Annotated in this window: 14 protein-coding genes; 9 read left to right on the top strand and 5 right to left on the bottom strand. The window is 73.3% G+C overall.

What is annotated here, in order from left to right:
* The 4 genes from CA984_RS25970 to CA984_RS25955 form a co-directional block, all read right to left on the bottom strand.
* On the bottom strand, positions 1–345 hold a 345-nt coding region (locus CA984_RS25970; protein WP_242676170.1), incomplete at its 3' end, for an FGGY family carbohydrate kinase.
* Positions 346–382: 37 nt separating this feature from the next.
* Positions 383–1,210, bottom strand: a complete 828-nt coding sequence (locus tag CA984_RS25965; protein WP_086576162.1) for an MIP/aquaporin family protein — start codon at positions 1,208–1,210, stop codon at positions 383–385.
* Between the two features lie 338 nt (positions 1,211–1,548).
* Positions 1,549–2,889: an APC family permease gene (locus CA984_RS25960; RefSeq protein WP_086576161.1), complete on the bottom strand. Its 1,341-nt coding sequence runs from the start codon at positions 2,887–2,889 to the stop codon at positions 1,549–1,551.
* 111 nt (positions 2,890–3,000) lie between these two features.
* Positions 3,001–4,047 (bottom strand): class I SAM-dependent methyltransferase, encoded by a 1,047-nt coding sequence (locus CA984_RS25955; protein ID WP_086576160.1) that lies wholly within the window; start codon positions 4,045–4,047, stop codon positions 3,001–3,003.
* A 392-nt stretch (positions 4,048–4,439) separates the two neighbouring features.
* Here CA984_RS25955 and CA984_RS25950 point away from each other — a divergent pair, with 392 nt between their 5' ends.
* Positions 4,440–5,984, top strand: a complete 1,545-nt coding sequence (locus CA984_RS25950) for a PucR family transcriptional regulator (RefSeq protein WP_086576159.1) — start codon at positions 4,440–4,442, stop codon at positions 5,982–5,984.
* A gap of 145 nt (positions 5,985–6,129) precedes the next feature.
* On the top strand, positions 6,130–7,380 hold the full coding sequence (locus CA984_RS25945) for an NAD(P)/FAD-dependent oxidoreductase (protein ID WP_086576163.1): 1,251 nt from the start codon (positions 6,130–6,132) through the stop codon (positions 7,378–7,380).
* A 121-nt stretch (positions 7,381–7,501) separates the two neighbouring features.
* On the opposite strand, the gene CA984_RS25940 is transcribed toward CA984_RS25945, so the two are convergent.
* Positions 7,502–9,340 (bottom strand): AfsR/SARP family transcriptional regulator, encoded by a 1,839-nt coding sequence (locus CA984_RS25940; protein WP_086576158.1) that lies wholly within the window; start codon positions 9,338–9,340, stop codon positions 7,502–7,504.
* Positions 9,341–9,557: 217 nt separating this feature from the next.
* Here CA984_RS25940 and CA984_RS25935 point away from each other — a divergent pair, with 217 nt between their 5' ends.
* From CA984_RS25935 to CA984_RS25905, 7 genes are all read left to right on the top strand, one after another.
* Positions 9,558–13,037 (top strand): amino acid adenylation domain-containing protein, encoded by a 3,480-nt coding sequence (locus CA984_RS25935; protein WP_086576157.1) that lies wholly within the window; start codon positions 9,558–9,560, stop codon positions 13,035–13,037.
* Entirely contained in the window at positions 13,034–13,798 is a 765-nt protein-coding gene (locus tag CA984_RS25930) for a thioesterase II family protein (RefSeq protein WP_086576156.1), read from the top strand. Before CA984_RS25935 ends, CA984_RS25930 begins: the two co-directional genes overlap by 4 nt.
* Positions 13,795–16,071, top strand: a complete 2,277-nt coding sequence (locus tag CA984_RS25925; RefSeq protein WP_086576155.1) for a lantibiotic dehydratase — start codon at positions 13,795–13,797, stop codon at positions 16,069–16,071. Before CA984_RS25930 ends, CA984_RS25925 begins: the two co-directional genes overlap by 4 nt.
* Positions 16,072–16,076: 5 nt before the next feature.
* Positions 16,077–18,353: a lantibiotic dehydratase gene (locus tag CA984_RS25920; RefSeq protein ID WP_165781410.1), complete on the top strand. Its 2,277-nt coding sequence runs from the start codon at positions 16,077–16,079 to the stop codon at positions 18,351–18,353.
* Between the two features lie 5 nt (positions 18,354–18,358).
* Positions 18,359–20,653 (top strand): lantibiotic dehydratase, encoded by a 2,295-nt coding sequence (locus CA984_RS25915; RefSeq protein ID WP_242676168.1) that lies wholly within the window; start codon positions 18,359–18,361, stop codon positions 20,651–20,653.
* A complete protein-coding gene (locus CA984_RS25910) occupies positions 20,650–24,186 on the top strand; it encodes a non-ribosomal peptide synthetase (protein WP_086576152.1) in 3,537 nt (1,178 codons plus the stop codon). The genes CA984_RS25915 and CA984_RS25910 overlap by 4 nt, the downstream gene beginning before the upstream one ends.
* Positions 24,176–25,480 (top strand): type I polyketide synthase (locus tag CA984_RS25905; protein ID WP_133061776.1); only part of this gene is annotated, 1,305 nt, incomplete at its 3' end. The genes CA984_RS25910 and CA984_RS25905, both read left to right, overlap by 11 nt.

Below are 25,480 nucleotides of genomic sequence, written 5' to 3'. Positions count from 1 at the left end.
ATCCAGCGCGGCGGCGATGCGGTCGGTACGGGTGTCCTGCCAGACGATGGCGTTGTAGTAGGGCCGGCCGGTGATCCGGTTCCACACCACCGTGGTCTCGCGCTGGTTGGTGATGCCCAGCGCGGCGAGGTCGGCGGCGGTCAGGTTGGCCCGGGTCAGGGTCGTCTCGATCACCGCCCTGGTCCGCTCCCAGATCTCCAGGGGGTTGTGCTCGACCCAGCCCGCCCGCGGCAGGATCTGCTCGTGTTCGAGCTGGTAGCGGGCGATCTCGTTGCCACCGTGATCGAAGATCATGAAACGGGTGCTCGTGGTGCCCTGGTCGACGGCTCCGACGAAGTCAGCCATGGGATGTCGTCTCCTTTGCGGCGTGCCGGCCGGCGCTTCAGGCGGGGCCGTGCTCGGGCCCGGTGGGGACCCGGCCGGGCTCGGGTTCCTCCGTGATCGGCAGGTACCGGCCGACGAGCGCCTGGTACAGGGCGGCGCCCAGCACGCCGCCGATCAGCGGCGCCACGATGGGCACCCAGAAGTAGAGCTGGCCGTACTGATCGCGCCAGGCCGTCCCGTAGCCGGTGAGGAACGAGGCGAGCCGGGGCCCGAAGTCACGCGCCGGGTTGATGGCGTAGCCCGCGTTGGTGCCCCAGGCCATGCCGATCGCCACGACGATCAGTCCGATGATGAACGGAGCGAGGTTCGCGGCGGGTGCGGTGTTGTTCAGGTCGGTGACGGCGAGGATGAGGAACAGCAGGATCGCGGTGCCGATTATCTGGTCGCCGAACGCCGCCCAGATGCCGACGGGCAGCGCTCCGTTACCGGGCATCGTCGAGAAGACGAACTGGCTCTTGAACGTGTGGCCGGGATCGAACGCCGCGAGCACGTCGGCGTAGTTCCACCGCACGATGAGCGCGGCGACGAACGCGCCCGCGGTCTGCGCCAGGGAGTACGGCAGCACCTTGCGCCAGGAGAACCCCTTGAAGACCGCGAGCGCGACCGTGACGGCCGGGTTGAGATGCGCGCCGCTGATGCGGCCGGCGGTGTAGACGCCCAGCGTGACGCCCAATCCCCAGGCCCACGCGATGCTGTCGTGATCTCCGAGCCCGCCGGCGACGACCTGCGCCACGACGCCCACCCCGAACAGGATCAGGATCAGCGTGCCCGCGAACTCGGCGGCCAGCTCACTGATGATCTCGGGGGCTTTTCTTGGGTTCGCCATGTCCGCCCCTTCTCGAAGCTGTGCGGCTCGCCCCTCCCGTGGACCGCCCCCGGAGCGGAGACCGGTCGCAGGTCACCGGGGCCGCTCCCCGCGGACCGTGGGACCTGCCCGGCGATCGCCAAGCCTTCGAATACCAGACAGCATTTCCGATCGTTATTGAGATCTCCGCATATGCCACCTATGACACGCATTCGACCATCAACAGATGGTGCGGACTGCCTAAAGAACAGCACTGACGCCGTCGGCGGGCCCAGCCGGGCCGGACCCCGGGCCGCGGCGTGCCGCACCGGATCGGGCCGCCCGGTGAGCCGGTCCGTCCGGTACGGCGCGCCGCCCGGTCACTCGGCGGAGGCCTGGCGGCGGGTCACCAGCCAGTTGACCACCCACAGCAGGAGGCCGATGCCCAGCAGGACGCCCGCCCGGATGTAGACCTCGGCGGGCCGGCCCGTCAGGGGGCTGGCCAGGACGAAGGCCAGGACGGCGCCGAGCACGGGCAGGATCGTCGGCGCCCGGTAGTGCGCGTGGTCCACGGTGTCCTTGCGGAGCACGAGGACGGCCACGTTGACGACGCTGAAGACGCACAGCAGCAGGAAGGCTGTGGTGTCGCCGAGCCCCGCGATCTCTCCCGTCGAGATCAGGGCGATGGCGAGCGCCGTGGTGAAGATGATGCCGACCACCGGTGTACGGCGGCGCGGATCGACCCAGCCCAGGCCACGCGGCACGACCCGTTCGTTGGCCAGGCCGTACACCAGCCGGGAGGCCATCATCATGTTGATCAGCGCGGAGTTCGCCACGGCGAACATGGCGATCACCGCGAACAGCTGGGGCGGGAAGCTGATCCCACCGGCCTTGACCACCTCCAGCAGGGGCCCTGACGACTTCTCCAGGACCCGGTAGTCGACCAGGAGCGAGGAGGTGATGGCGACGAGGATGTAGATCGTGCTGGTGATCGCCACCCCGAGGAAGATCGCCCGGGGGAAGTTGCGCGAGGGATCGCGGGTCTCCTCGGCCATGTTCACCGAGTCCTCGAACCCGACGAACGCGAAGAAGGCCAGGGCCGTGCTCCCGAGCAGCGCGAGGAACAGGCCGCCTTCCTGGTCGGTGCGGATCTCGGTCAGCCGGGCGGGCTCCCCCGCGCCGGTGACGACGGCGTACACGCCGATGACGATGATCACCAGGAGCCCGGTCAGCTCGATGATCGTGAACACGATGTTGGTCTTCACCGACTCCGAGACGCCGCGGTAGTTCAGCAGCGCGATCGCCACGATGAAGACGATCCCGACGACGACGCCGGGCACCGTGACGAACGTCTTCAGGTAGTCGCCTCCGATGGCGCGCGCCGCCGCGCTGGCCGAGGTGAGTCCCGAGCACATGACCGTGAACGCCACCATGAACGTCAGGAACGGCGTCCGGAAGGCGCGCTGGGTGTAGAGGGCCGCTCCAGCCGCTCTCGGGTACTTCGTCACGAGCTCGACGTAGGACATCGCCGTCAGCGCGGCGATGACGAACCCGATCAGGAACGGCATCCACAGCGCTCCGCCGACCTTGCCCGCGACCTTGCCGGTGAGCGCGTAGACGCCGGTGCCGAGGATGTCGCCGACGATGAAGAGAAGGAGGAGTTTGGGGCCGATGGCCCGCTTGAGAGAGACCTGTCCGACCTCGGGACTGGGGGATGTCATGCGTGATCCCGTTCCCCCCGTCACGCTCCTGACACGGGATGCGGCGATCACGCGCCGCCGGCCCGGGGGTGCCCCGCAGCCGGACGGCGCGCCGGCCTCCCCGCCCGCGCGTTACGGCTTCAGCTCCAGCACCAGGTTGAACGGGGTGGCGGCCGCTTGGCGCGTCCGGGTGAACCCCGCCTGCCCGGCCACCTCGAACAGCCGGTCCTGGCCGGCCTGGGCGCCCAGCGCCTCGGCGCCTCCCTGGGAGATCGCGTTGGGCACGCAGATGGTGGCCGAGGCGTTGAAGAAGAGCCGGCCGACCGGGTTGAGGTCGTCCGGCAGCCGCCCGTGCGCGAACGGCTCGACCAGCAGCACGGTGCCGTCGGGCGCCAGGGTGGAGTGGATGTGCCGCAGCACGGCGACGGGATGCCCCATGTCGTGCAGGGAGTCGAACAGGCACACCAGGTCGTAGCCGGACCCGGGGTAGTCGTCGGCGCCGGCCGTCTCGAAACTCACCCGGTCCGCCACTCCGGCCTGCTCGGCCAGCTCGCGGGCCCGCGCGATCGAGGCCCCGTGGTAGTCGAAACCGGTGAAGCGCGAGGCCGGATACGCCTGGGCCATCACCAGGGTCGAGGCGCCGTGCCCGCAGCCGACGTCGGCCACCCGGGCGCCCTCGGCCAGCCTGTCCTGGACGCCGCCGAGCGCGGGGATCCAGCCGGTCGGCAGGTTGGCGGCGTACCCGGGCCGGAAGAATCGTTCGGTGCCGGCGAACAGCGCCTGGTCGTGGTCGGTCCAGGCCAGGCCCTTGTCTCCCCGGTAGGCCTCCACGATCTTGGCCTCGTCGCGGTACACGGACGAGATCACTTCGGCGAGCCCGGTCATGAAGACCGGGCTGGAGGCGTCGGCGAACACCGTCGCCTGCTCCTCGCTCAGCGTGTAGGCGCCGTCGTCGTAGGAGACGTATCCGGCGGCGGCCTGGGCCGCGAGCCATTCGGCGACGAGCCGCTCACCGGTGCCGGTGCGCCGGGCCAGTTCGCCGGGGCTGAGCGGTCCCGCCCCGGCCATCGCCCTCCACAGGCACAGCCGGTCTCCGAGCACGACCGTCGCGGCTCCGAACGCGGCCCCCATGTCCAGCACGACCCGATCCACGAGTTCCTGAAGCCTGGCCTCGTCCATCGGAGCCTCCTCGACGGTCCGGCGGACGGCGCGACCGTGAACCGTCGCCTCCCCTGCCGCCGACGCCGCAGGATGGCCGCGGCGTCCTCCGCGTGCCCGCTCACTCACTCCCGGTGCCTTCTGCTCCGATCGTACTGTCGACCTTCACATATCTTCCTAAAACGGATATTCAACATCGCGCAACGGCCGGGTGGGCGTGAGCGGCCGGGTGATCGCGTCCGGTGACATCCCTCGTGGAGCGGCCGGGCGGGAGCCGCGGGACCGCAGGCCGCACGGGCGGGGCGGCCGGGGGAGAATCGACGGATGGGGAACGGAGCCGTGCGGGAGCCGGCCGCAGGTGAGAGCAGACCGGCGTCGGCGGATGCGGCGGCATCGGCGGATGGGCGTGGCGGATGCTGAGACTGGATCGGCTGGTGAACGTCCTCGGCGGCTACGGGGCCCGGCTGTGCTGCGCTCCCGCGTCGCGGGAGGTGGAGCTGCGCAGCGTGGTGGTGCACGATCCGACCGACACCCGTCCCGCGACCGGTGACGTGTTCCTGTCGGTCGGCGTGGACTCGGCCGCCGAGGCCGTGCGCCTGGCGCGGTCGGCGCGTGCCGCGGCGCTGCTGGTGCGTGGGAGCCCGCCGCTCGACGAGCACGCCCTGGCGGAGGCCCGTGACGGCGGGATCGCCGTGCTGCTCGTGGAGCCGGAGGTGTCCTGGAGCCAGCTCTTCGGCGTGGTGTACGGCCTGGTGCTCGAAGGACGCGAGACCGAGGCCGGGCGGGGGCCGACCGACCTGTTCGCCTTCGCGGACATGCTCGCGGCCGAGGTCGGCTCCGCGGTGACGATCGAGGACCAGATGTCGCGCGTCCTGGCCTACTCCGGCCTGCAGCAGAGCGCCGATCCGGCACGGCTGGAGACGATCCTGGGCCGGCGGGTGCCCGACGCCATGCGCCGGCTGTTCGAGAGGAAAGGCGTCTTCGCGCACCTGGCGACCTCCGACGAGCCGCTGTTCGTCGGCCCCTCCCCGGCGCACGGCATCAGAGGCCGCATGGTGGTCGCCGTGCGCGCCGGACGCGAGCTGCTGGGGTCGATATGGGTCGAGTGCGAGCACCCGCTGTCCGACGAGCGCCGGATCGTCCTGGGTGACGGGGCACGGGCGGTCGCGCTGCACCTGCTCCGTTCCCGGGTCAGCGCGGACCTGGAGCGGCAGGTGGAGTCCGACCTGGTCATCCGGTTGCTGGAGGGGACGGCCGACGCGCCCGCCGTGGTCAGCAGGCTCGGCCTGCCCCGGGGGCGGTTCCGGGTGATCGCGCTCCAGGCGCACATCGCCGAGGAGAGGCATGCCGCGGTCCTGCTGGCCTTCGAGCGCGCGACCACGGGTTTCGGCTGGTCGCGGCCGGGGCGGAGCGCGCTGTTCGGCAACACCCTGTACACGCTGCTGCCCTGCGACAGCGACGTCACCCCCGCCCGCGACTGGCTCGCTGCGATCGTGAACGTCCTGCCGCGGCGGGTCACCGTGTCCGCGGGCGTCGGCGGAGCGGCGGGGCCCACCGAGCTCCCCGCGAGCAGGCAGGAGGCCGACGAGAGCCTCGCCCTGCGGGCGGCCCGGCCCGGTGGCGCCCTGGCGGTCGTCTACGACGAGTCGTGGGACGAGATCCTGCTGCAACGGCTCCGGGCGGCCGCCTCGTCGGGGCGCGCCCCCGCCCGGGGGCCGGTCGCCGAGCTGACCCGGCACGACGCCGAGCACGGCACCCGGCACATCGCGACGTTGCGCGCCTGGCTGGAGTCGCAGGGAGACCTGGCCGTCGCCGCCGGGCGCCTCGGCGTCCATCCGAACACCGTCCGGTACCGGCTCCGGAGGATGGCCGAGATCACGGACCTGCGGCTCGACCTGCCGGAGAAGCGGCTGGCGATGATCATCGCGCTGGCCGTCGTCCAGGAGCGGCAGCCCTGATCCCCCCGCGTTTGTCCGAGCCGGACAAAGCCCCACCCTCTGCTTGTCCGACGCGCACAGACCGTTCTCGCGCCGTGGCGGCGATGCTCGTCTCGCGCGGGTGATGCCCGCGGCATGCGGATGATGTGAGAGCGGAGAAGTGGTCATGGGTATCGATGGTGGGCCGCGCACGGCAGTGGTGATCGGCGCCGGCGTGGTGGGGCTGTCCACCGCCTGGTTCCTGCAGGAACGCGGTGTGGACGTCACCGTGGTCGACCGTGACGGGGTGGCCGCGGGCGCGTCGTGGGGCAACGCGGGCTGGCTCTCACCGGGGCTGGCCATCCCGCTGAACGAGCCCGGGGTCCTCCGTTACGGCCTGCGCTCCCTGCTCGACCGGAGCGCCCCACTGCACGTGCCGGCCACCCCCGACGTCGGCCTCTGGTCCTTCCTCACCCGTTTCGCGGTGCACTGCAACTGGAAGTCCTGGGGCCGGGCCGTACAGGCCAACCTCCCGTTCAACGAGGAGTGCCTGGAAGCGTTCGACGTGCTCACCGCCAACGGCGTCGACGCCCCCACGGTCGAGGCCCCGATCATGGCCGCGTTCGAGAACCCGAAGCAGGCCCTGGGGCTCCTGCACGAGCTCGAGCGCATCAACGCCTCCGGGCAGGAGATCCGCTACACCGCCTTCGAGGGCGACGACCTCGGCAGGCAGGCGCCGCAGCTCTCCCCCCGCGCCAGGGCCGGGATCCGGCTGGACGGGCAGCGCCACGTCGACCCCGGGGAGTTCACGCGGTCGCTGGCCCGCGCCGTCGTCGCCCGCGGCGGCACGATCCGGTCCGGCTTCCGGGTGACCGGGGTGCACGACGACTCCGGCAGGCTCTCCGTCCGGTCGGGCGCGGGAGACTCCGTCAGCGGCGACGCCGTCGTCCTGGCCACCGGCGCCTGGCTGAACGTGCTCGGCCGGGAATGGGGCGTCCGCCAGCCGGTGCGCGCCGGACGCGGTTACTCCTTCACCGTGCCGACCGAGGAAGCCGTGCCCGGGCCGATCTACCTGCCCGCCGTACGGGTGGCCTGCACGCCGTACCAGGGCAAGCTGCGCGTCGCGGGGACGATGGAGTTCCGTGACGCCGACGCCCCCCTGGACCAGAGGCGCGTCGACGCGATCATCGCGTCCGCCCGGCCGCTGCTCACCGGCGTCTCCTGGGAGGAGCGCACCGACACCTGGGTCGGCCCGCGCCCCGTCACCCCCGACGGCCGGCCTCTCATCGGGGCCACCCGCGCCCCCGGAAGGTTCGTAGCCGGCGGGCACGGCATGTGGGGGCTCACCCACGGGCCGATCACCGGTCGCATGCTCGCCGAGCAGATCACCACCGGCAAGCAGCCCGCGGCTCTGCGGGACTTCGACCCCACCCGCTGACACCGGACGAGCGGCGCCCGACGACGGGGGCGACGGTCCGGTGCTGCGCGCGCGATCACCGATCCCCGCGAGGGCGGCGCCTGACGGCGCGGGCGACGGCCTCGGCCCGTCGCCCCCGCCGTCAGGCCGGCCGCCCCACCGCGTCCGGGTCGAGGGCGAACAGCCGGGCCAGGTCGTCGAGGCGGTAGTGGAACCGCCCTGCCTGGCCGGTGTCGACCACCGAGACGAACCGGGCCTCGACCAGAGCGCCCAGATGGTCCCCGGCGACGGCGTGGTCCAGGCCGCAGACGGCCGCGACGGTGCCGATCGCGAACTCGACCGGTCCCAGCCTGGCCAGCCGGGCCAGCGTCTGCCGGGCGTCCTGTCCTATCCGGGAGTGACTCTGCCGCAGACCGTCCCGCACGGCCAGGTCCGCGACGCTCAGCTCGTCCAGGCGGCGGTGCTCGTCACGTAACACGGCGGCCAGGCCGGCGAGCTGCCAGTACGGGCGGGCGGCGAGCCGGGCGCCGCAGATGCGCACCGCCAGGGGCAGCCCGCCGCAGAGCCGGACCAGCTCGGCCGCCGCGTCGGGTTCGGCGCTCACCCGTTCGTGGCCGATGATGGTCGCCAGCAGGTGGACGGCGTGGTCGACGTCGAACCGGTCGAGCTCCACGATCCGCGCGCCGCTGACGCCCACCAGCCGGGACCGGCTGGTGACCAGGACCGAGCACGCCGGCGAGCCGGGGAGCAGCGGCCTCACCTGAGCTTCCCCCAGGGCGTCGTCCAGCACAACCAGCATGCGCCGGCCGTTCATGAGGCTGCGGTACAGGGCCGTGCGCTCGGCGGGGTCGTCCGGGACCGCGCCCTTGCCGACCCCGAGCGCCCGCAGGAACCGCCCGAGCACGCGTACCGGGGATTCGGGGACGGCTCCGGTGCCGCGCAGGTCGGCGTAGAGCTGGCCGTCGGTGTAGGCCGGCATCAGCCGGTGTGCGACGTGCACGGCCAGGGTGGACTTGCCGGCTCCGGCGGGACCGGTGACCCCCGCGACCATCGCGGCCGGCCGCGTCGGGTCGTTCAGCAGCCCGCCCAGGTGGTCCAGGAGCGCGGCGGTCTCCTTGTCGCGTCCCGTGAAGTCGGCGATGTCGGCGGGAACCTGGTGGGGCACGACGGGACGCCCCCATCCCGCGCCGTGGGACCGCTCGAACCCGCCGAGCAGCGGGGGGTCCTGGTCGAGCACGGTGAGGTAGGCGCGTTGCGCGTCCGCGCTGGGCGCGACACCGAGCTCGTCGGCGAGCCGGGACCTCAGCTGCTCGTACTCCATGAGCGCCTCGGCCGGCCGGCCGCAGGCGGCGTACAGCTCGATCAGGCGCGTGTGCAGCGGCTCGTCGAACGGCCGCCCCCGGGCCAGGGCGCGGGTCCTCGGCAGCAGCAGTTCGGGCGCCTGCACCGAGATGGAGAGCCCGGCCAGCCGCTGCAGGCACATGGCGTGGTCGTCGTCGAGGGCCCGCACCGCGGAGTCCTCCCGCACCCCGTCGGGGGCGCCGTCCAGTACGGGGCCACGCCACTGTTCGAGCGCGTTCATCAGGGCGGCCAGCCGCTGGTGGGGGTCGATGCCGGTGGTGTCGGAGTCGGCGACCAGGGCGGCCCGGAACCGGGCGGCGTCGACGGACCGGTCCGGCAGCCGCAGCCGGTAGCCGCCGTCGACGTGCTCGATGGAGGCCGCCGAGCCGGTCTGGTCGCGCAGCCAGGAGCGCAACCGCGACGCGGCGGTGCGCAGGGCGATCGTCGTGCCGGCGCCGTGGCCCCACACCTGCTCCATCAGCCGCCCCTCGGCGACGACCTCGCCGTTGTGCAGCAGCAGCACGGCCAGGAGCATGCGGGGATGGCGCGCGGGCAGCGTCACCGCGATGCCGTCAAGGCAGACCCGGAGCGGTCCAAGAATCTGAAAGTCGTATGCGGAAACAGCCTTATTGACGATCATGCCTATTCCCCCATGTGGACCCCTCGCAGATCTCTCGCGAAAAGGTCACACCTAAGCCGCGTATTGCTACGTTTGCGGACATAGCAATCGTACGGCCAATGATCGGCAATCTCCTCCCTTTAACGTTCCACGTGTCAGCGAGCCGCGAGTCGTGCCTGAGGGCGTAACACGGGTAACGGCGGATCCAGATGGTGAGCAACGTGCAGGAATTCCGGAAATGCAACATACGGTAGTCGGCCGATTCCTCGATGTCGCAAATAACAATCCTGACCGCGTCGCGGTGCATTCGGTTGACTCTTCAATCACATATGCGGAACTGGCGGACGCCGCCGGCGGGATCCGGCATCTCATCACCACGGCGGGGGGCCGTTCGGGAGCGCGCGTCGGTCTGCTGACCGGCCAGGACGCGACGATCATCGCCGCGATCATGGGGACGCTGCTCTCCGGCTGCGTCTACGTCCCACTGGACCCGTCGTATCCGGTGCCGAGGCTGGCGTACATGCTCGACGACGCCGACGTGACCGTGCTGGTCACCACGCGCAGGCACGAGGCGCTCGCCCGGACCCTCCTCGGGAACCGTTCCTGCCAGGTGGTCCTCGTCGAGGACGCGACCCCGGCGACGCCGCTGGCCGCCGGGCCGATCGAGCCGGACAGCCTGGCCTACCTGCGCTACACCTCCGGGTCCACCGGCGTGCCCAAGGGGGTGGCCCAGAGCCACCGCAACCTGGCGCACTGCGTCGGCAACCAGATCGACAGCCTGTCGATCACCGCCGAGGACCGGCTCAGCCTGCTCGCCTCTGTCAGCTTCGACGCCTCCATCCCCGACATCTACCCCGCGCTGCTGACCGGTGCGGCCGTGGTGCCGATCGACGTCCGCGCTCTCGGGCCGGACGAGCTGGTGCGCCGCCTGGCCGACCTGGGAGTGACCGTCTACCACTCCACCCCGACGCTCTACCGGTACGTGCTCGACGCGCTGGGCCCCGACGGGCGGCTGCCCACGATACGCACCGTGCTGCTGGGCGGGGAACGGGTGACCGGGTCCGACGTGGCCGCGGGCCGGGGACGCTTCGCCGCCGGCTGCTGGTTCGTCAACGGTTACGGAGCCACCGAGGCCACCTTCGTGGCCCACCACCGGATCCCCTTCGACGCACCGCGGGCCGATCCGGAAGCCGGCCCCCTGGTGCCGATCGGCCGCGCGCTGCCGGGCTACGAGGTGGTGCTGCTGGACTCCGACGGCGGTGAGGGGGAGATCGCCCTCCGCAGCCCGTACCTCGCGCTGGGGTACTGGCGGGATCCGGAGCGCACCGCCGAACGGTTCACCGTCGACGGCGAGGGCAGGCGGGTCTACCGCACTGGGGATCTCGGACGCGAGCTCGCCGACGGCACGCTGGTCTGCCTGGGCAGGCTGGACCGGCAGATCAAGGTGCGCGGCTTCCGCGTCGAACCGGCCGAGGTGGAGACACACCTGACGGGACAGCCGGGAGTGGCCAGGGCCGTGGTCACGCTCTCCGGCGACAGGCTCGTCGCCCACGTCCAGCCGTCCCCCGGCGCCGCACTGGATGCGGCCGGGATACGCCGGACCGCGGCCGAGGTCCTCCCGGACTACCTGGTGCCCGCGGTGGTCGTGGTGCTGGACGCGCTGCCGCTCACCCCGACCGGCAAGGTGGACATCCTCGCCCTGCCCGCGCCGGGCCCCGCCCGCGCGGGTGAACGGCCGGCGACGCCCGCCGAGGCCACGGTGCACGACGCCTGGTGCGACGTGCTCGGCGTGGCCCAGGTCGGCGTGACCGAGCCGTTCTTCGACGCCGGCGGCCACTCCCTGCTCCTGGGACGGCTCCAGCAGCGGCTGGCCGGCGTGTTCGGGACGCCGGTGCCGATGATGACGCTGTTCGAGCACACCACGGTGCGGGCCCAGGCCCGTGCCCTGTCCGCTCCGGCCGCCGCGTCGTCCCCCCGGCCTGCCGTCGCGGTCGCCTCCGGCGCCGCCGCCGACCCGGGCGATCCCGACGACTTCGACGACCTCGACGGCCACGTCGCGGTGGTCGGCCTGGCCTGCCGGTTCCCCGGCGCGCCCGACCCGGCCGCGTTCTGGTCCGTGCTGTCCGACGGGGTGGACGCCGTCTGGGACTACTCGGACGCGGAGCTGCGGGAGCTGGGCATCGGGACGGCGCTGCTCGCCGACCCCGCGCACGTGAAGGCCGGCGGGAAGCTGGACGGGGTGGCGGACTTCGACGCGGAGTTCTTCGGATTCACCGCCGACGAGGCCGCCCGCACCGATCCGCAGCACCGGCTGTTCCTGGAGACGGCCTGGGAGGCCCTGGAGGACGCGGGATGCGATCCGGACCGGTTCGACGGCCAGATCGGCGTGTTCGCCTCCACCTCGGCCAACCGGTACTTCCTGTTCCACCTGTTCGGCAACCCCGCCGCCGGCACGCCCGACGACCCCGACGACTGGGAGGGGCGGATCCTGCCCCACCAGCGCGCCGACCACCTGCCGGGGCAGGTCGCCTACCGGCTCGGCCTGACCGGCCCGGCGATCGCGGTGCAGACCGCCTGCTCCAGCTCCCTGGTCGCGGTGTGCATGGCCGCCCAGAACCTCGCCGACCACCGCTGCGACCTCGCGCTCGCGGGCGGCGTCACCGTCACCTGGCCCCGGCACCGGCACACTCCCGGCGGGATGGTCTCCCCCGACGGACGGTGCCGGGCGTTCGACGCCGCGGCCGCCGGCTCGGGGTTCTCCAGCGGGAGCGGCGTGGTGGCGCTGAAGCGGCTCGCCGACGCCGTCGCCGACGGCGACCACGTGTACGCCGTGATCCCCGGCTGGGCGATCGGCAACGACGGCGCCGCACGGGCGGGCTTCGCCGTACCGGGCCTGACCGGGCAGGTGTCCGCGGTGACCGAGGCCCTCGGCGACGCGGGGATCTCCCCCGACGAGATCGGCATGGTGGAGGCGCACGGCAGCGGCACACCGCTGGGTGACGCCATCGAGGTGGAGGCGCTGACCCGTGCCTTCCGCGCGGCCGGCGCCCAGGGCACCGGATACTGCGCGCTGGGCGCGGTCAAGACCAACATCGGCCACACGGACGCCGCCTCCGGGATCGCGGGGTTCATCAAGGCGGTCCTGTCGGTACGGCACGGGCAGGTCCCCGGCAACCTGCACCTCGACTCCCCCAACCCGCAGCTCGACCTGGACCGCGGGCCGTTCTACCTGCCCGCCAAGACGGCGCCCTGGCCCGACGACCGCCGGCGCGTGGCCGGGGTCAGCGCGATCGGCATCGGCGGCACCGGCGCCCACGTCCTGGTGGCCCAGGCGCCGGAGCCGCCGGCCACGGCGCCCGTCGCCGGGGACCGGTACCTGCTCCCCGTCTCCGCACGCTCCCCGGAAGCCCTCCGCGCCGCGATCGTACGGCTGCGCGACCACCTGGCCGCCAACCCGCACCTGTCACCGGCCGACGTGGCGCACACCCTGACGGCGGGGCGCCGCTCCTTCGCCCACCGGGCCGTCGTGGAGTGCGGCAGCCTCGCCGAGGCGATCGAGGCGCTCGACCCCGACCTGCTGATGTCCCGGAGCGGCGGACCCGGCGTGCCGGAGACGCCGCCCTCCGGCTCCGTCGCCCCGGGGCGACGGGTGCCACTGCCGACCTATCCCTTCCAGCGGCAGCGCTACTGGATCGACCCGCCCGGAGGCACCCGATGACCACCCTGACGGCCCGCTGGTTCCGGTGCCCTCGGCCCCTGCCACGCGCGGCCCTGCGGCTGTTCTGCCTGCCGTACGCCGGCGCGGGCGCGGGCGTGTTCCATCCGTGGCCGGCCGCTCTCGCTCCCGGCGTGGAGGTGGTGGGCGTCCAGCTTCCGGGCCGGGAGAACCGGATCGTCGAGCCGGCCGAGATCGACCTGACCGAGCTGGCCACCGCGGTCGCCGACGCCGCGGCCTCCGACAGCCGCCCCTACGCGCTGTACGGGCACTCGCTGGGCGCGCGGCTCGGGTTCGAGGTGATACGGAGCCTGCGCCGTACCGGTGCGCCCCTGCCGGTCCGGCTGTACGCGGGCGCCGCACGCGCGCCGCACCTGAGCGGGTCCGACACGTTCGACGGGCTCTCCCGCGTCTCCGACGACGAGCTGGTGGCCCGGGTCGTGGCCGGGGGCGGCGTGCCCGAGGCGGTCGCCGGGGAACCGGAGCTGCTGGAGCTGCTGCTGCCGACGCTGCGGGCCGACTTCGCCTGGCTGGACGACTACGTGTACCAGCCCGAGCCGCCGCTGCCGGTGCCGATCACGGCCTTCGCCGGCACGCTCGACCGGGCCGTCTCGACCGAGCAGATGGCCGCCTGGGAACAGCACACCACCGCCGGGTTCGTCCTGCACCACATCGACGGCGGTCACTTCTTCCTCCAGGACCGCCTGCCGGACCTGGTCTCCCTCCTCTCGGCGGACCTCATGGCCGCGGGCGGTGAATTATGACGAAGGTGAACCTGGGCGGCACCGGCTGGTCGGTGTGGCAGGACGCGCTGCTGCGCACCACCGGTTTCCCCGCCGCCGGCCTGGAGGCGTTCGCCTCGCCTTCGGCGGCCGCGGCGGCCGACGACCTGCTGGCGGGGCGCGGGGACGCCGAGGTGTTCGACAAGGCGCTGGCCGGCGCGATCGCCGCCGGAGCCGCGAAGATCTGCGACATCGCCGCCGACCCGCTGGTCCGTGAGGCCGTCACCTGGCAGAACCCCGGCGTGCTCATCGCCCTGGACGGCCTGGTCAGGCGCGGACCCCAGACGGCCCGCAACGCGCGCCACCGCGGCCGGGAACGGACGGTGCTCCGTTACTGGCAGCGTTACTGCGCCAAGAACGAGACCATCGGCTTCTTCGGACCGGTCTGCTGGGTCGCCCTCGACGCGGACGCCCGGCAGGCGTTGGACGTCCGTACCGGGGCCGGCCTGCTGCGGGAGCGCCGGGTCTTCTTCGAGGGCTGGGCGATGTCCGCCTACGCCGACCACCTCGCCGCCGATCCGCAAATCCGCCGCTGGTGGCCGCCCGCGCTGATGCCCCATCTCACCCTGCGGGGACGGGAGCTGTTCCGTCCCATGCAGCCGCCGCTGCCGCTGTCCCCGGTCGAGGCCGCGGTGCTGGCCCGCTGCGACGGCCGTGTTCCCGCCGTCGAGGTGGTCGCCGATCTGCCCCGCCCCGAGGACGGCTACCTGCTGCTCGAACGGCTCGCCGAACGCGAGCTCATCGCCTGGGACGCCGCCCTGCCCGGCACCCACGCCGTCGAGGGAACACTTCGCGCCCGCATCACCGCGATCGGCGATCCCGGCCTGCGGCAGCGCGCTCAGGACGGGCTGGACCGGCTGCGCGCGGCCCGCGACGCCGTCGCCGCCACCGCCGGCGACCCCGACGCCCTCAAGACCGCCCTCGCCGCCCTGGACGAGGAGTTCACCGCCATCACCGGGGCCCCGCCCCGCCGCCGTGAAGGGCAGATGTACGCCGGCCGCACGCTCTGCTACGAGGACACCACCCGCGACCTCGACGTCACCGTCGGCACCCCCCTCCTGGACGACCTCGCCCCGCCCCTCGCCGTCATCCTCACCGCCGCCCGCTGGCTGACGGCGGCGCTCGCCGACGCCTACGGGAAGGCACTGCGCGAGCTCTACGACGACCTGCGGGAGGACTCCGACGCCCCGGTACGGCTGGCCGATCTGATGTCCCTGTCCCAGGGCCTGTTCTGGGGCACCGGCCGGCGCCCCGCCGACGACGTCGCCGAGGAGTTCACCCGGCGCTGGGAGAGCCTGTTCGGCCTCGAAGGCGACGACACCCGCGTCCAGCTGTCCGCCGCCGACCTCGCCGGGCCGGTGGCGCGACTCTTCCCCGCCGAGCGGCCCGGCTGGTCAACCGGCCGGCTGCACAGCCCCGACCTGCAGATCTGCGCCACCGACGTCGACGCGATCAACCGCGGCGACTACCAGGTGGTCCTGGGCGAGCTGCACGCGGCCTGGCCCACGCTCGACTGCGACATCTTCACCGCCTGGCATCCCGACATCGACCGGCTGCGCGACGAGCTGACCGCCGACCTCGGCGAGCACCGGGTCCGGCTGCTCTACCCCATCGGCTGGCCCCGGCAGGGAGGACGGGGCGCGGAGTCGCTGGCCGGTGTCACCGACAGGTCGCTGGGCTTCGCCGCGGCATCGGGCGCCGACCCCGACCGGCTGCTGCCCGCCACCTCCGTCACCGTCTCCGACGAGGACGGCGCCTTGATCGCCACGGCGTCCGACGGACACCGGTGGCCGCTGATCGAGATGTTCGCCGGCATGCTCAACGGCCTCGCCGTCGACGCCTTCAAACTCACCACACCCGCCCCGCACGCCCCCCGGATCACCATCGACCGGCTGGTCATCACCCGCGAGACGTGGCGCACCACCGTCGCCGAGACCGGGTTGGCCCCCGTCACCACCGAGCGCGAACGCTACCTCGCCACCCGCGCCTGGCGCGGACGCCTCAACCTGCCCGACCAGGTCTTCGTCAAGATCGGCACAGAAGTGAAACCCTGCTACTTCGACCTCACCAGCCCCCACTACGCCGATGCCCTGTGCACCATGCTGCGCGCCGCCGGGGACGACGCGTCCGTGACGATCAGCGAGGCCCTGCCCACCCCCGGCCAGGCCTGGGTTCCCGACCACGACGGCAACCGCTACTTCAGCGAACTGCGCCTGCAGATCATCGACTCCGTGCCCGCGGGCGGTGAACTGTGACGAAGATGAGCCTGGGTGACACCGGCTGGTCGGTGTGGTCGGACGCGCTGCTGCGCACCACCGGTTTCCCTGCCGGCGGACTGGAGGCGTTCGCCGCGCCGTCGGCGGCCGCGGCGGCCGACGACCTGCTGGCGGGGCGCGGGGACGCCGAGGTGTTCGACAAGGCGCTGGCCGGCGCGATCGCCGCCGGAGCCGCGAAGATCTGCGACATCGCCGCCGACCCGCTGTTCCGCGAGGCCGTCACCTGGCAGAACCCCGGCGTGCTCATCGCCCTGGACGGAATCGTCGCCGGCGGGCCCGACGCCTCCCGCAACGTACGCCGCCGCGACCGCGAGCGCGCCGTGATCCGTTACTGGCAGCGCTACTGCGCCAAGAACGAGACCATCGGCTTCTTCGGCCCCATCTGCTGGATCACCCTCGACGCGGACGCCGACCAGACGCTGGACGTCCGCACCGGACCCGGCCTGCTGCGCGAGCGCCGGGTCTTCTTCGAGGGCTGGGCGATCACCGCCTACGCCGACCACCTCGCCGCCGATCCGCAAATCCGCCGCTGCTGGCCGCCCGCGCTGATGCCCCACCTCACCCTGCGCGAGCGGGAGCTGCTCCGCCCCCTGCAGCCGCCGCTGGCCCTGTCCTCACCGGAGGCGGCCCTGCTGGCCCGGTGCGACGGCCGTACCCCCGCCGTCGAGGTGGTCGCCGACCTGCCCCGCCCCGAGGACGGCTACCTGCTGCTCGAACGGCTCGCCGAACGCGAGCTCATCACCTGGGACGCCGCCCTGCCCACCGGACACGGCGCCGAACAGGTCCTGCGCGAGCGCATCGCCACCATCGACGACCCCGACCTGCGGCAGCGCGCTCAGGACGGGCTGGACCGGCTGCGCGCGGCCCGCGACGCCGTCGCCGCCACCGCGGGCGACCCCGACGCGCTCAAGGCCGCTCTCGCCGCCCTGGACGAGGAGTTCACCGCCATCACCGGGGCCCCGCCCCGCCGCCGCGAAGGGCAGATGTACGCCGGCCGCACCCTCGCCTACGAGGACACCACCCGCGACCTCGACGTCACCGTCGGCGCCACCCTCCTGAACGCCGTCGCGTCTCCCCTGAGCATCATCCTGATCACCGCCCGCTGGCTGACGGCGGCGCTCGCCGACGCGGGCGGGACCGTCCTGCGCGAGCTGTACGACGAGCTGCGGGAAGGAAACGACGGCCCGGTCCGCCTGGCGGACCTGTGGTATCTGGCCCAGGGGCTGCTGTTCACCCCGGGCGCGGGACCGTTCCGCGCGGTGTCGGAGGATTTCACCCGGCGCTGGGTGGAACTGATCGACGTGCGGTCCGGCTCCGAGGACGGCGCCCGCGTCCAGCTGTCCGCCGCCGACCTCGCCGGGCCGGTGGCGCGGCTCTTCGCCGCCGAACGGCCCGGCTGGGCCACCGCCCGGCTGCACAGCCCCGACCTGCAGATCTGCGCCACCGACGTCGACGCGATCAACCGCGGCGACTACCAGGCGGTCCTCGGCGAGCTGCACCCGGCGTGGACGCCGTTCGACAGCGCGCTGTTCAGCCCGTTCCACCCCGACCCCGACCGGCTACGCGCCCACTACGACCTCGACCTGGGATCGGACCGGATCCGGATCCTGTATCCGGAGGACTACCCCCGCAACACCAGCCGCACCAATCCCGGCCTCGCCGGCCCCGGTGACCGGCAGCTGGGTGTCGACAGGGCCCGGGGCGCCGACCCCGACCTGCTGCTGCCCGCCACCTCGGTCACCGTCTCCGACGAGGACGGAACCCTGGTCGCCACGGCGCCCGACGGCCAGAAGTGGCCGCTGATCGAGATGTTCGCCGGCATGCTCAGCACGCAGTTGATGGACGCGTTCAAGCTCACTCTGCCCGTCTCGCACGCCCCCCGGATCAGCATCGACCGGCTGGTCATCTCCCGCGAGACCTGGCGCACCACCGTCGCCGACACCGGACTGGCCGCCATCACCAACGAGCGCGAACGCTACCTCGCCACCCGCGCCTGGCGCGGACGCCTCAACCTGCCCGACCAGGTCTTCATCAAGATCGGCACAGAAGTGAAACCCTGCTACTTCGACCTCACCAGCCCCCACTACGTCGGCGTCCTGTGCACCATGCTGCGCACCGCCGGGGACGACGCGTCCGTGACGATCAGCGAGGCCCTGCCCACCCCCGGCCAGGCCTGGGTCCCCGACCACGACGGCAACCGCTACTTCAGCGAGTTCCGCCTGCAGATCGCCGACTCCGTGCCCGCGGGCGGTGAACTGTGACGAAGGTGAACCTGGGAGACACCGGCTGGTCGGTGTGGTCGGACGCGCTGCTGCGCACCACCGGCTTCCCCGCCGACGGGCTGGACGCCTTCGCCTCCCCCGAGGCCGCGGCCGCCGCCGACGACCTCCTCGCCGGTCACGGCCAGGCCGAGGTGTTCGACAAGGCGCTGGCCGGCGCGATCGCCGCCGGAGCCGCGAAGATCTGCGACATCGCCGCCGACCCGCTGTTCCGTGAGGCCGTCACCTGGCAGAACCCAGGCGTGCTGGTGGCCCTGGACGGAATCGTCGCCGGCGGGCCCGACGCCTCCCGCAACGTACGCCGCCGCGACCGCGAGCGCGCCGTGATCCGTTACTGGCAGCGCTACTGCGCCAAGAACGAGACCATCGGCTTCTTCGGACCGGTCTGCTGGGTCACCGCCGGCCCGGGCACCGCACAGACGGACGCCGGTCATGGCGCCGGGCGGGCGTTGGAGGTGCGCACCGGACCCGGCCTGCTGCGCGAGCGCCGGGTCTTCTTCGAGGGCTGGGTGATGTCCGCCTATGCCGACCACCTGGCCATCGATCCGCGGGTCCGCCGCCGGTGGCCGCCCGCGCTCCAGCCCCATCTCACCCTGCGGGAGCGGGAGCTGTTCCGTCCCATGCAGCCGCCGCTGCCGTTGTCCCCGGTCGAGGCCTCGGTGCTGGCACGGTGCGACGGCCGTACCCCCGCCGTCGAGGTGGTCGCCGATCTGCCCCGCCCCGAGGACGGCTACCTGCTGCTCGAGCGGCTCGCCGAACGCGAGCTCATCACCTGGGACGCCGCCCTGCCCCTCGGGCGCGACGCCGAACAGGTCCTGCGCGAGCGCATCGCCACCATCGACGACCCCGACCTGCGGCAGCATGCCGTCAACGGGCTGGACCGGCTCTGCGCGGCCCGCGACGCCGTCGCCGCCGCCGCGGGCGACCCCGACGCCCTCAAGATCGCCCTCGCCGCCCTGGACGAGGAGTTCACCGCGCTGACCGGGGCCCCGCCCCGCCGCCGTGAAGGGCAGATGTACGCCGGCCGCACGCCTTGTTACGAGGACACCACCCGCGACCTCGACGTCACCGTCGGCGCCGCCTTCCTGGACGACCTCGCCCCGCCCCTGGCCATCACCCTCGTCGCCGCCCGCTGGCTGACCGCCGAACTCGCCGGCGCCTACACCGCGGCGCTGCGCGACCTCTACGACGACCTGCGGGAGGACTCCGACGCCCCCGTACGGCTGGCCGATCTGATGTCCCTGTCCCAGGGCCTGTTCTGGGGCACCGGCCGGCGCCCGGCGGACGACGTCGCCGAGGAGTTCACCCGGCGCTGGGAGAGCCTGTTCGGCCTGGAGGAAGGAGGCGCCCGCGTCCAGCTGTCCGCCGCCGACCTGGCCGGGCCGGTGGCGCGGCTCTTCGCCGCCGAACGGCCGGGCTGGGCCACCGGCCGGCTGCACAGCCCCGACCTGCAGATCTGCGCCACCGACGTCGACGCGATCAACCGCGGCGACTACCAGGTGGTGCTCGGCGAGCTGCACGCGGCCTGGCCCACGCTCGACTGCGACATCTTCACCGCCTGGCATCCCGACATCGACCGGCTGCGCGACGAGCTGACCGCCGACCTCGGCGAGCACCGGGTCCGGCTGCTTCACCCCGCCACCTGGCCCCGGCACACCGGACGCGGTTCGGCGGGGCTGACCGGTGTCACCGACAGGTTGCTGGGCTTCGCCGCGGCGCCGGGCGCCGACCCCGACCGGCTGCTGCCCGCCACCTCCGTCACCGTCTCCGACGAGGACGGAACGCTGATCGCCACGGCGTCCGACGGGCACCGGTGGCCGCTGATCGAGATGTTCGCCGGCATGCTCAACGGCCTCGCCGTCGACGCCTTCAAGCTCACCACACCCGCCCCGCACGTCCCCCGGATCACCATCGACCGGCTGGTCGTCTCCCGCGAGACGTGGCGCACCACCGTCGCCGAGACCGGGTTGGCCGCCATCACCAACGAGCGCGAACGCTACCTCGCCACCCGCGCCTGGCGACACCGTCTCAACCTGCCCGACCAGGTCTTCGTCAAGATCGGCACAGAAGTGAAACCCTGCTACTTCGATCTCACCAGCCCCCACTACGTCGGCGTCCTGTGCACCATGCTGCGCACCGCCGGGGACGACGTGTCCGTCGTGATCGGCGAGGCCCTGCCCACCCCCGAGCAGGCCTGGGTCCCCGATCACGACGGCAACCGCTACTTCAGCGAGCTGCGCCTGCAGATCACCGACTCCGTGCCCGCGGGCGGTGGACGATGAGCGGCCTCACACACCACCCGGAGACGGAGCCGCCGTCCTTCCCGGAGGGGACCGTCGCCGACCTCATCATGGCGCGGGCCCGCGCCGTGCCGGACGCGGTGGCGGTCGCCCAGTGGGACGAGAGGATCACCTATCGCGAGCTGGCCGGCCGCGCCACGGTGCTCTCCGCCCGGCTCCGCGCGCTCGGCGTCGGCCCGGAGACCAGGGTCGGGATCTGCATGGAGCGGCGGCCCGCGCTGCTGGTCGCGCTCCTGGGCGTGCTGCTGTCCGGCGGCTGTTACGTGCCGCTGGACCCGGCCGGTCCGCGGCTGCGGCTGCGGGACATGGCCGCCGACGCCGATCTGGACATCGTGGTGTGCGACGAGGCGGGAGCCGGGGCGGCGGGCGAGGCGGGGCTGCGGTGCGTCGCCGTACCCGGCCCGGACGCGTCGGCCGACCCGGCCGACGCGCCGACCTGTCCGGCGGCGCCGGACAACCTCGCCTACGTGCTGTACACCTCCGGCTCCACCGGCCGCCCCAAGGGCGTGCTCGTCACCCACCGCAACCTGGTCGACTTCGTCCTCGGATCCATCGCGAGCATCGGGGCCGACCAGACCACCCGCGCGCTGGCGGTCTCGTCCCTCGGCTTCGACGCCTCCGTCCTCGACCTGTTCGTGCCGCTGGCCGTGGGCGGGGCGGTGCAGCTGGCCGGTGACGCCGACCGCACCGACCCGGCCAGGCTGCAGCGTTTCGTCGCCGAGCACGGGGTCACCTGGGGGTTCGTCACCCCGGCCGTGCTGTCCCTGCTCGACCCGGCCGCGCTGCCCGGCTGGCGGGTGGTGATGTCCGGCGCCGACGCGGTGCCGGCCCAGCTGGTCAACCGGTGGGCGGCGCCGGGCCGCCGGTTCATCAACATCTACGGGCCCACCGAGACCACGGTGGCGGCCGTCACCGGCGAGCTGGTCGCGCCGCAGGCGACGCCGGTGCAGATCGGTCACGCGACACCCGGCCACCGCTGCTACGTCGTCGACGCCGAGCTCCGCCAGGTCGAGCACGGCGTCGAGGGCGAGCTGCTGATCGGCGGCCCCGGCGTGTCCCGCGGTTACCTGGGCAGGCCCGCGCTGACCGCCGAGGCGTTCGTGCCCGACCCGTTCTCCGGCGAGCCGGGCGCGAGGGTCTACCGGACCGGCGACATCGTGCGGTACGCCGACGACGGGCAGCTCGTCTACCTGGGCCGCAGAGACGGGCAGGTCAAGATCCGCGGCCAGCGGATCGAGCTCGGCGAGATCGCGGCCGTCCTGGAGGAGCATCCGGCGGTGACGCAGGCGGCCGTGGAGGCGGTGCCCAGGCCCGGCGGCGGCCTGGAGCTGGTCGCGTTCCTCACACCGCAGGACGCCCCGGCCGACCCGGGATACGCCGCCTCCCGGCTGACCTCGGCGATGCTGCCCGGACGCGTGCTGCGCCTTCCCGAACTGCCGCTGAACTCCTCCGGCAAGGTGGACAGGGCGAAGCTGCGCGAGCTGGCCGTCGCGGAACGCCCCGCCGACGACTCACCGGAAGGGGAGACGGCCACCGAACGGGCGCTCGCGGCGGTGTGGCGGCGCCTGGGCGTCGGCACCGACTTCTTCGCGAGCGGCGGCGACTCGATCACGGCGATGCGGCTGGTCGCCGCCGCCCGCAGCGAGCTGGGCCTGGACGTGACGGTGGACGACGTGTTCGCCGGCCGTACCCTCCCTGCGATCGCCGAGCGGTTCGACAAGGCCGGCCGGCTGCCGGGGCCGGAGCTCACCGTCGGCCACCCGCCGACCCTGGCCCCGCCGCAGCGCCGCCTGTGGTTCCTGGACCAGCTGGCCCCCGAGGCCGCCCCCTACAACATCGCTCTGGCCGAGACGCTGCGCGGCCCCCTGGAGGTGCCGGCGTTGCGGGCGGCGCTGCGGGCGGTCGCCGAGCGGCACGCCGTACTGCGCTGGCGGATCCGGCAGACGGACGGCGTGCCGTACGCCGTCTGCGAGCCCCCGGCCGACGTGGCGCTGACCGTGGTGGACCTGAGCGGGTACGGCCAGGCCCAGCGGGACGCCCAGCTGCGCACCCGGCTGGCGGCCGGCGCGTCCGCGCCGTTCGACCTGGCGGGCGGCTCCCCCTGGCGGGCGTGGCTGTACGTGCTGGGCCCCGACGAGCACGTGCTGGCGCTGACCCTGCACCACGCGGTGTTCGACGGCTGGTCGCGGGACACGCTCTACACCGATCTGTCCGCCGCCTACACGGCCGCCGTCACCGGCCGGGAGACGGACCTCCCGCCGCTGCGGGCGTCGTACGCCGACTACGCGGTCTGGCGGGCCGAGCGGGACCGCCGCGACGGCGAGGCGGACCTGGCCTGGTGGGCCGGGCATCTGCGCGGCGCGCCCACCGTGCTGGACCTGCCCCGCGACCGGCCTCGCCCGGCGGTGCAGACCTACCGCGGCGCCGAGGCCCGCGTGACCCTGCCGCCCGGCACCGACGCCGCGGTCCGCGCGCTCGCCGCCGACCTCGGGGCGACCCCGGCGGGGGTGCTGCTGGCCGGGCTCGGCCGGCTGCTGCACAGGCTCACCGGCACCGCCGACCACGTGATCGGCGCGGTCGTCGCCGACCGGCGGGTGGCCGCCTTCGACGACCTGGTCGGGTTCTTCATCGACATGGTCCCGCTGCGGCTGCGCTCGGACGAGGAGGCCGGCTTCGCCGACCACGTACGGCGGTGCACCCGCGAGCTGCTGGACGTCGCCGCGCATCCGGCCGCGCCGCTGGAGCGGGTGGTCGAGGAGCTCGGCGTCCGCAGGGACACCTCCCGCGCCCCGCTGGTGCAGGTCATGTTCAACGTGCTGAACCTCACCGAGCCCCGGCTGGACCTCCCCGGGCTGCGCAGCGAGACGATCGAGGTCGACAAGCCGGGATCGCCGTTCGACCTGACCGTGTACGTGGCGGAGCGGGACGGCGCGTTCTCCGTCGAGGTCGTCTACAACCCCGACCTGTTCAACGCCTCCAGGGTCGACGCGATGCTCGCCGACTACGTGAACGTGGTCGGCGCGCTGGCCGCCGACCCGGCCGTCCCGGTGGGCGCGGTCGCCCTGCCCGAGCCGCTCTCACCGGGCGCCGCACCGGACGCCATGCGGGTCGCCGACCCGCCGGCGACGCCGTCCGCGATCCCGGGGGCCGGATCGACCGCCACCGAGGAGCTGATCGCCGCGATCTGGCGTGAGGTCCTGGAACGGGACGCCGTCGGGCTCGACGACAACTTCTTCGACATCGGCGGCCACTCGCTGGCGCTCGCCGCCGTACACGCCCGCCTGTGCGTCCGGCTCGGCCGCGAGCTGCGCATGGTGAACCTCTTCCACTACCCGAACATCCGCGCCCTGGCCGCCTTCATCGACACCCCGGCAGGCGGCTCCGCCGGCCAACCCCAGGACGACAACTCCGAACTCGCCCGCGCGGCCTCCCGGGCCGAAGCGCGGCGCAACCGTAACCGGCGCACACGACGCGTCCACAGCACCACCGGACAGGAGAACGACCATGACCAGTGACGTCACCGACGAGGGCGTCGAGCCGATCGCCATCGTGGGGATGGCCGCCCGGGTACCGGGCGCGGCCGACATCGGCGAGTTCTGGCGCAACCTGGTCGACGGCGTCGAGTCGATCACCACCTTCACCCGCGAGGAGCAGGTGGCCAGGGGCGCGTCCGAGGAGGACGTGGACGACCCGAGCTGGGTGTCAAAGGCGCCGTACGTGGAGGGATACGACCAGTTCGACGCCGGGCTGTTCGGCCTGAGCGCGCGGGAGGCGGAGATCCTCAACCCGCAGCACCGGCTGTTCCTGGAGACCTGCTACACCGCGCTGAACGACGCCGGCACCGACCCCGCGCGCTACGACGGCTCCATCGGCGTCTACGCGGGCACCGGGGGCAACCAGTACCTGTGGGAGAACCTGGTCCGCAACAAGAAGGTGTGGGCGACCCGGCACGGCATCGGGCTCGCCACCGCCAACTCGCCGAACTACGTGGCCACCACCGTGTCCTACCGGCTGGACCTGCGCGGGCCCAGCTTCACCATCCACACCGCCTGTTCCACGTCGCTGGTCGCGCTCCACCTGGCCTGCGAGGCGCTGCGCGGCGGCGAGTGCGACATGGCCCTGGCGGGCGGCGTCAACGTGGAGCACCCGCCGGCGACCGGATACATCGGGGTGGAGGGGTTCACCTCCCCCGACGGTCACTGCCGGCCCTTCGACGCCGAGGCGAACGGCACCGTCTGGGGCAGCGGCGTCGGCGTCGCCGTGCTCAAGCGGCTGGAGGACGCCATCGCCGACGGCGACCACATCCACGCGGTGGTGCGGGGCAACGCGATCAACAACGACGGCGCCGGCAAGGTCGGCTTCTCCGCGCCCAGCGTCGACGGGCAGGCCGCCGCGGTCGCGCAGGCGGTCGGGCTCGCCGGGATCGACCCGCGCACGATCGGCTACGTCGAGGCGCACGGCACCGGCACCGCGATGGGCGACCCGATCGAGGTCGCCGCCCTGTCCGCGGTGTACACGCGGGCCACGCAGGACCGCGGCTGGTGCGGTATCGGCTCGGTGAAGTCCAACATCGGCCACCTCAGCCAGGCCGCGGGCATCATCAGCGTGATCAAGGCGGTGCTCGCGCTGAAGCACGGCCTGATCCCGCCGACGATCAACTACGAACGCCCCAACCCGGCGATCGACTTCGACGACACCCCGTTCTACGTGGCGTCCACGCTCAGCAAGTGGGAGACCGACGGCGGGCCGCGGCGCGCCGGAGTGAGCTCCTTCGGCATCGGAGGCACCAACGCGCACGTGGTCCTGGAG

Origin of the sequence: Streptosporangium minutum (assembly GCF_002149035.1) — a bacterium.
GTDB lineage: Bacteria > Actinomycetota > Actinomycetes > Streptosporangiales > Streptosporangiaceae > Streptosporangium > Streptosporangium minutum.
This window is presented reverse-complemented; position numbering and strand designations above follow the sequence as displayed.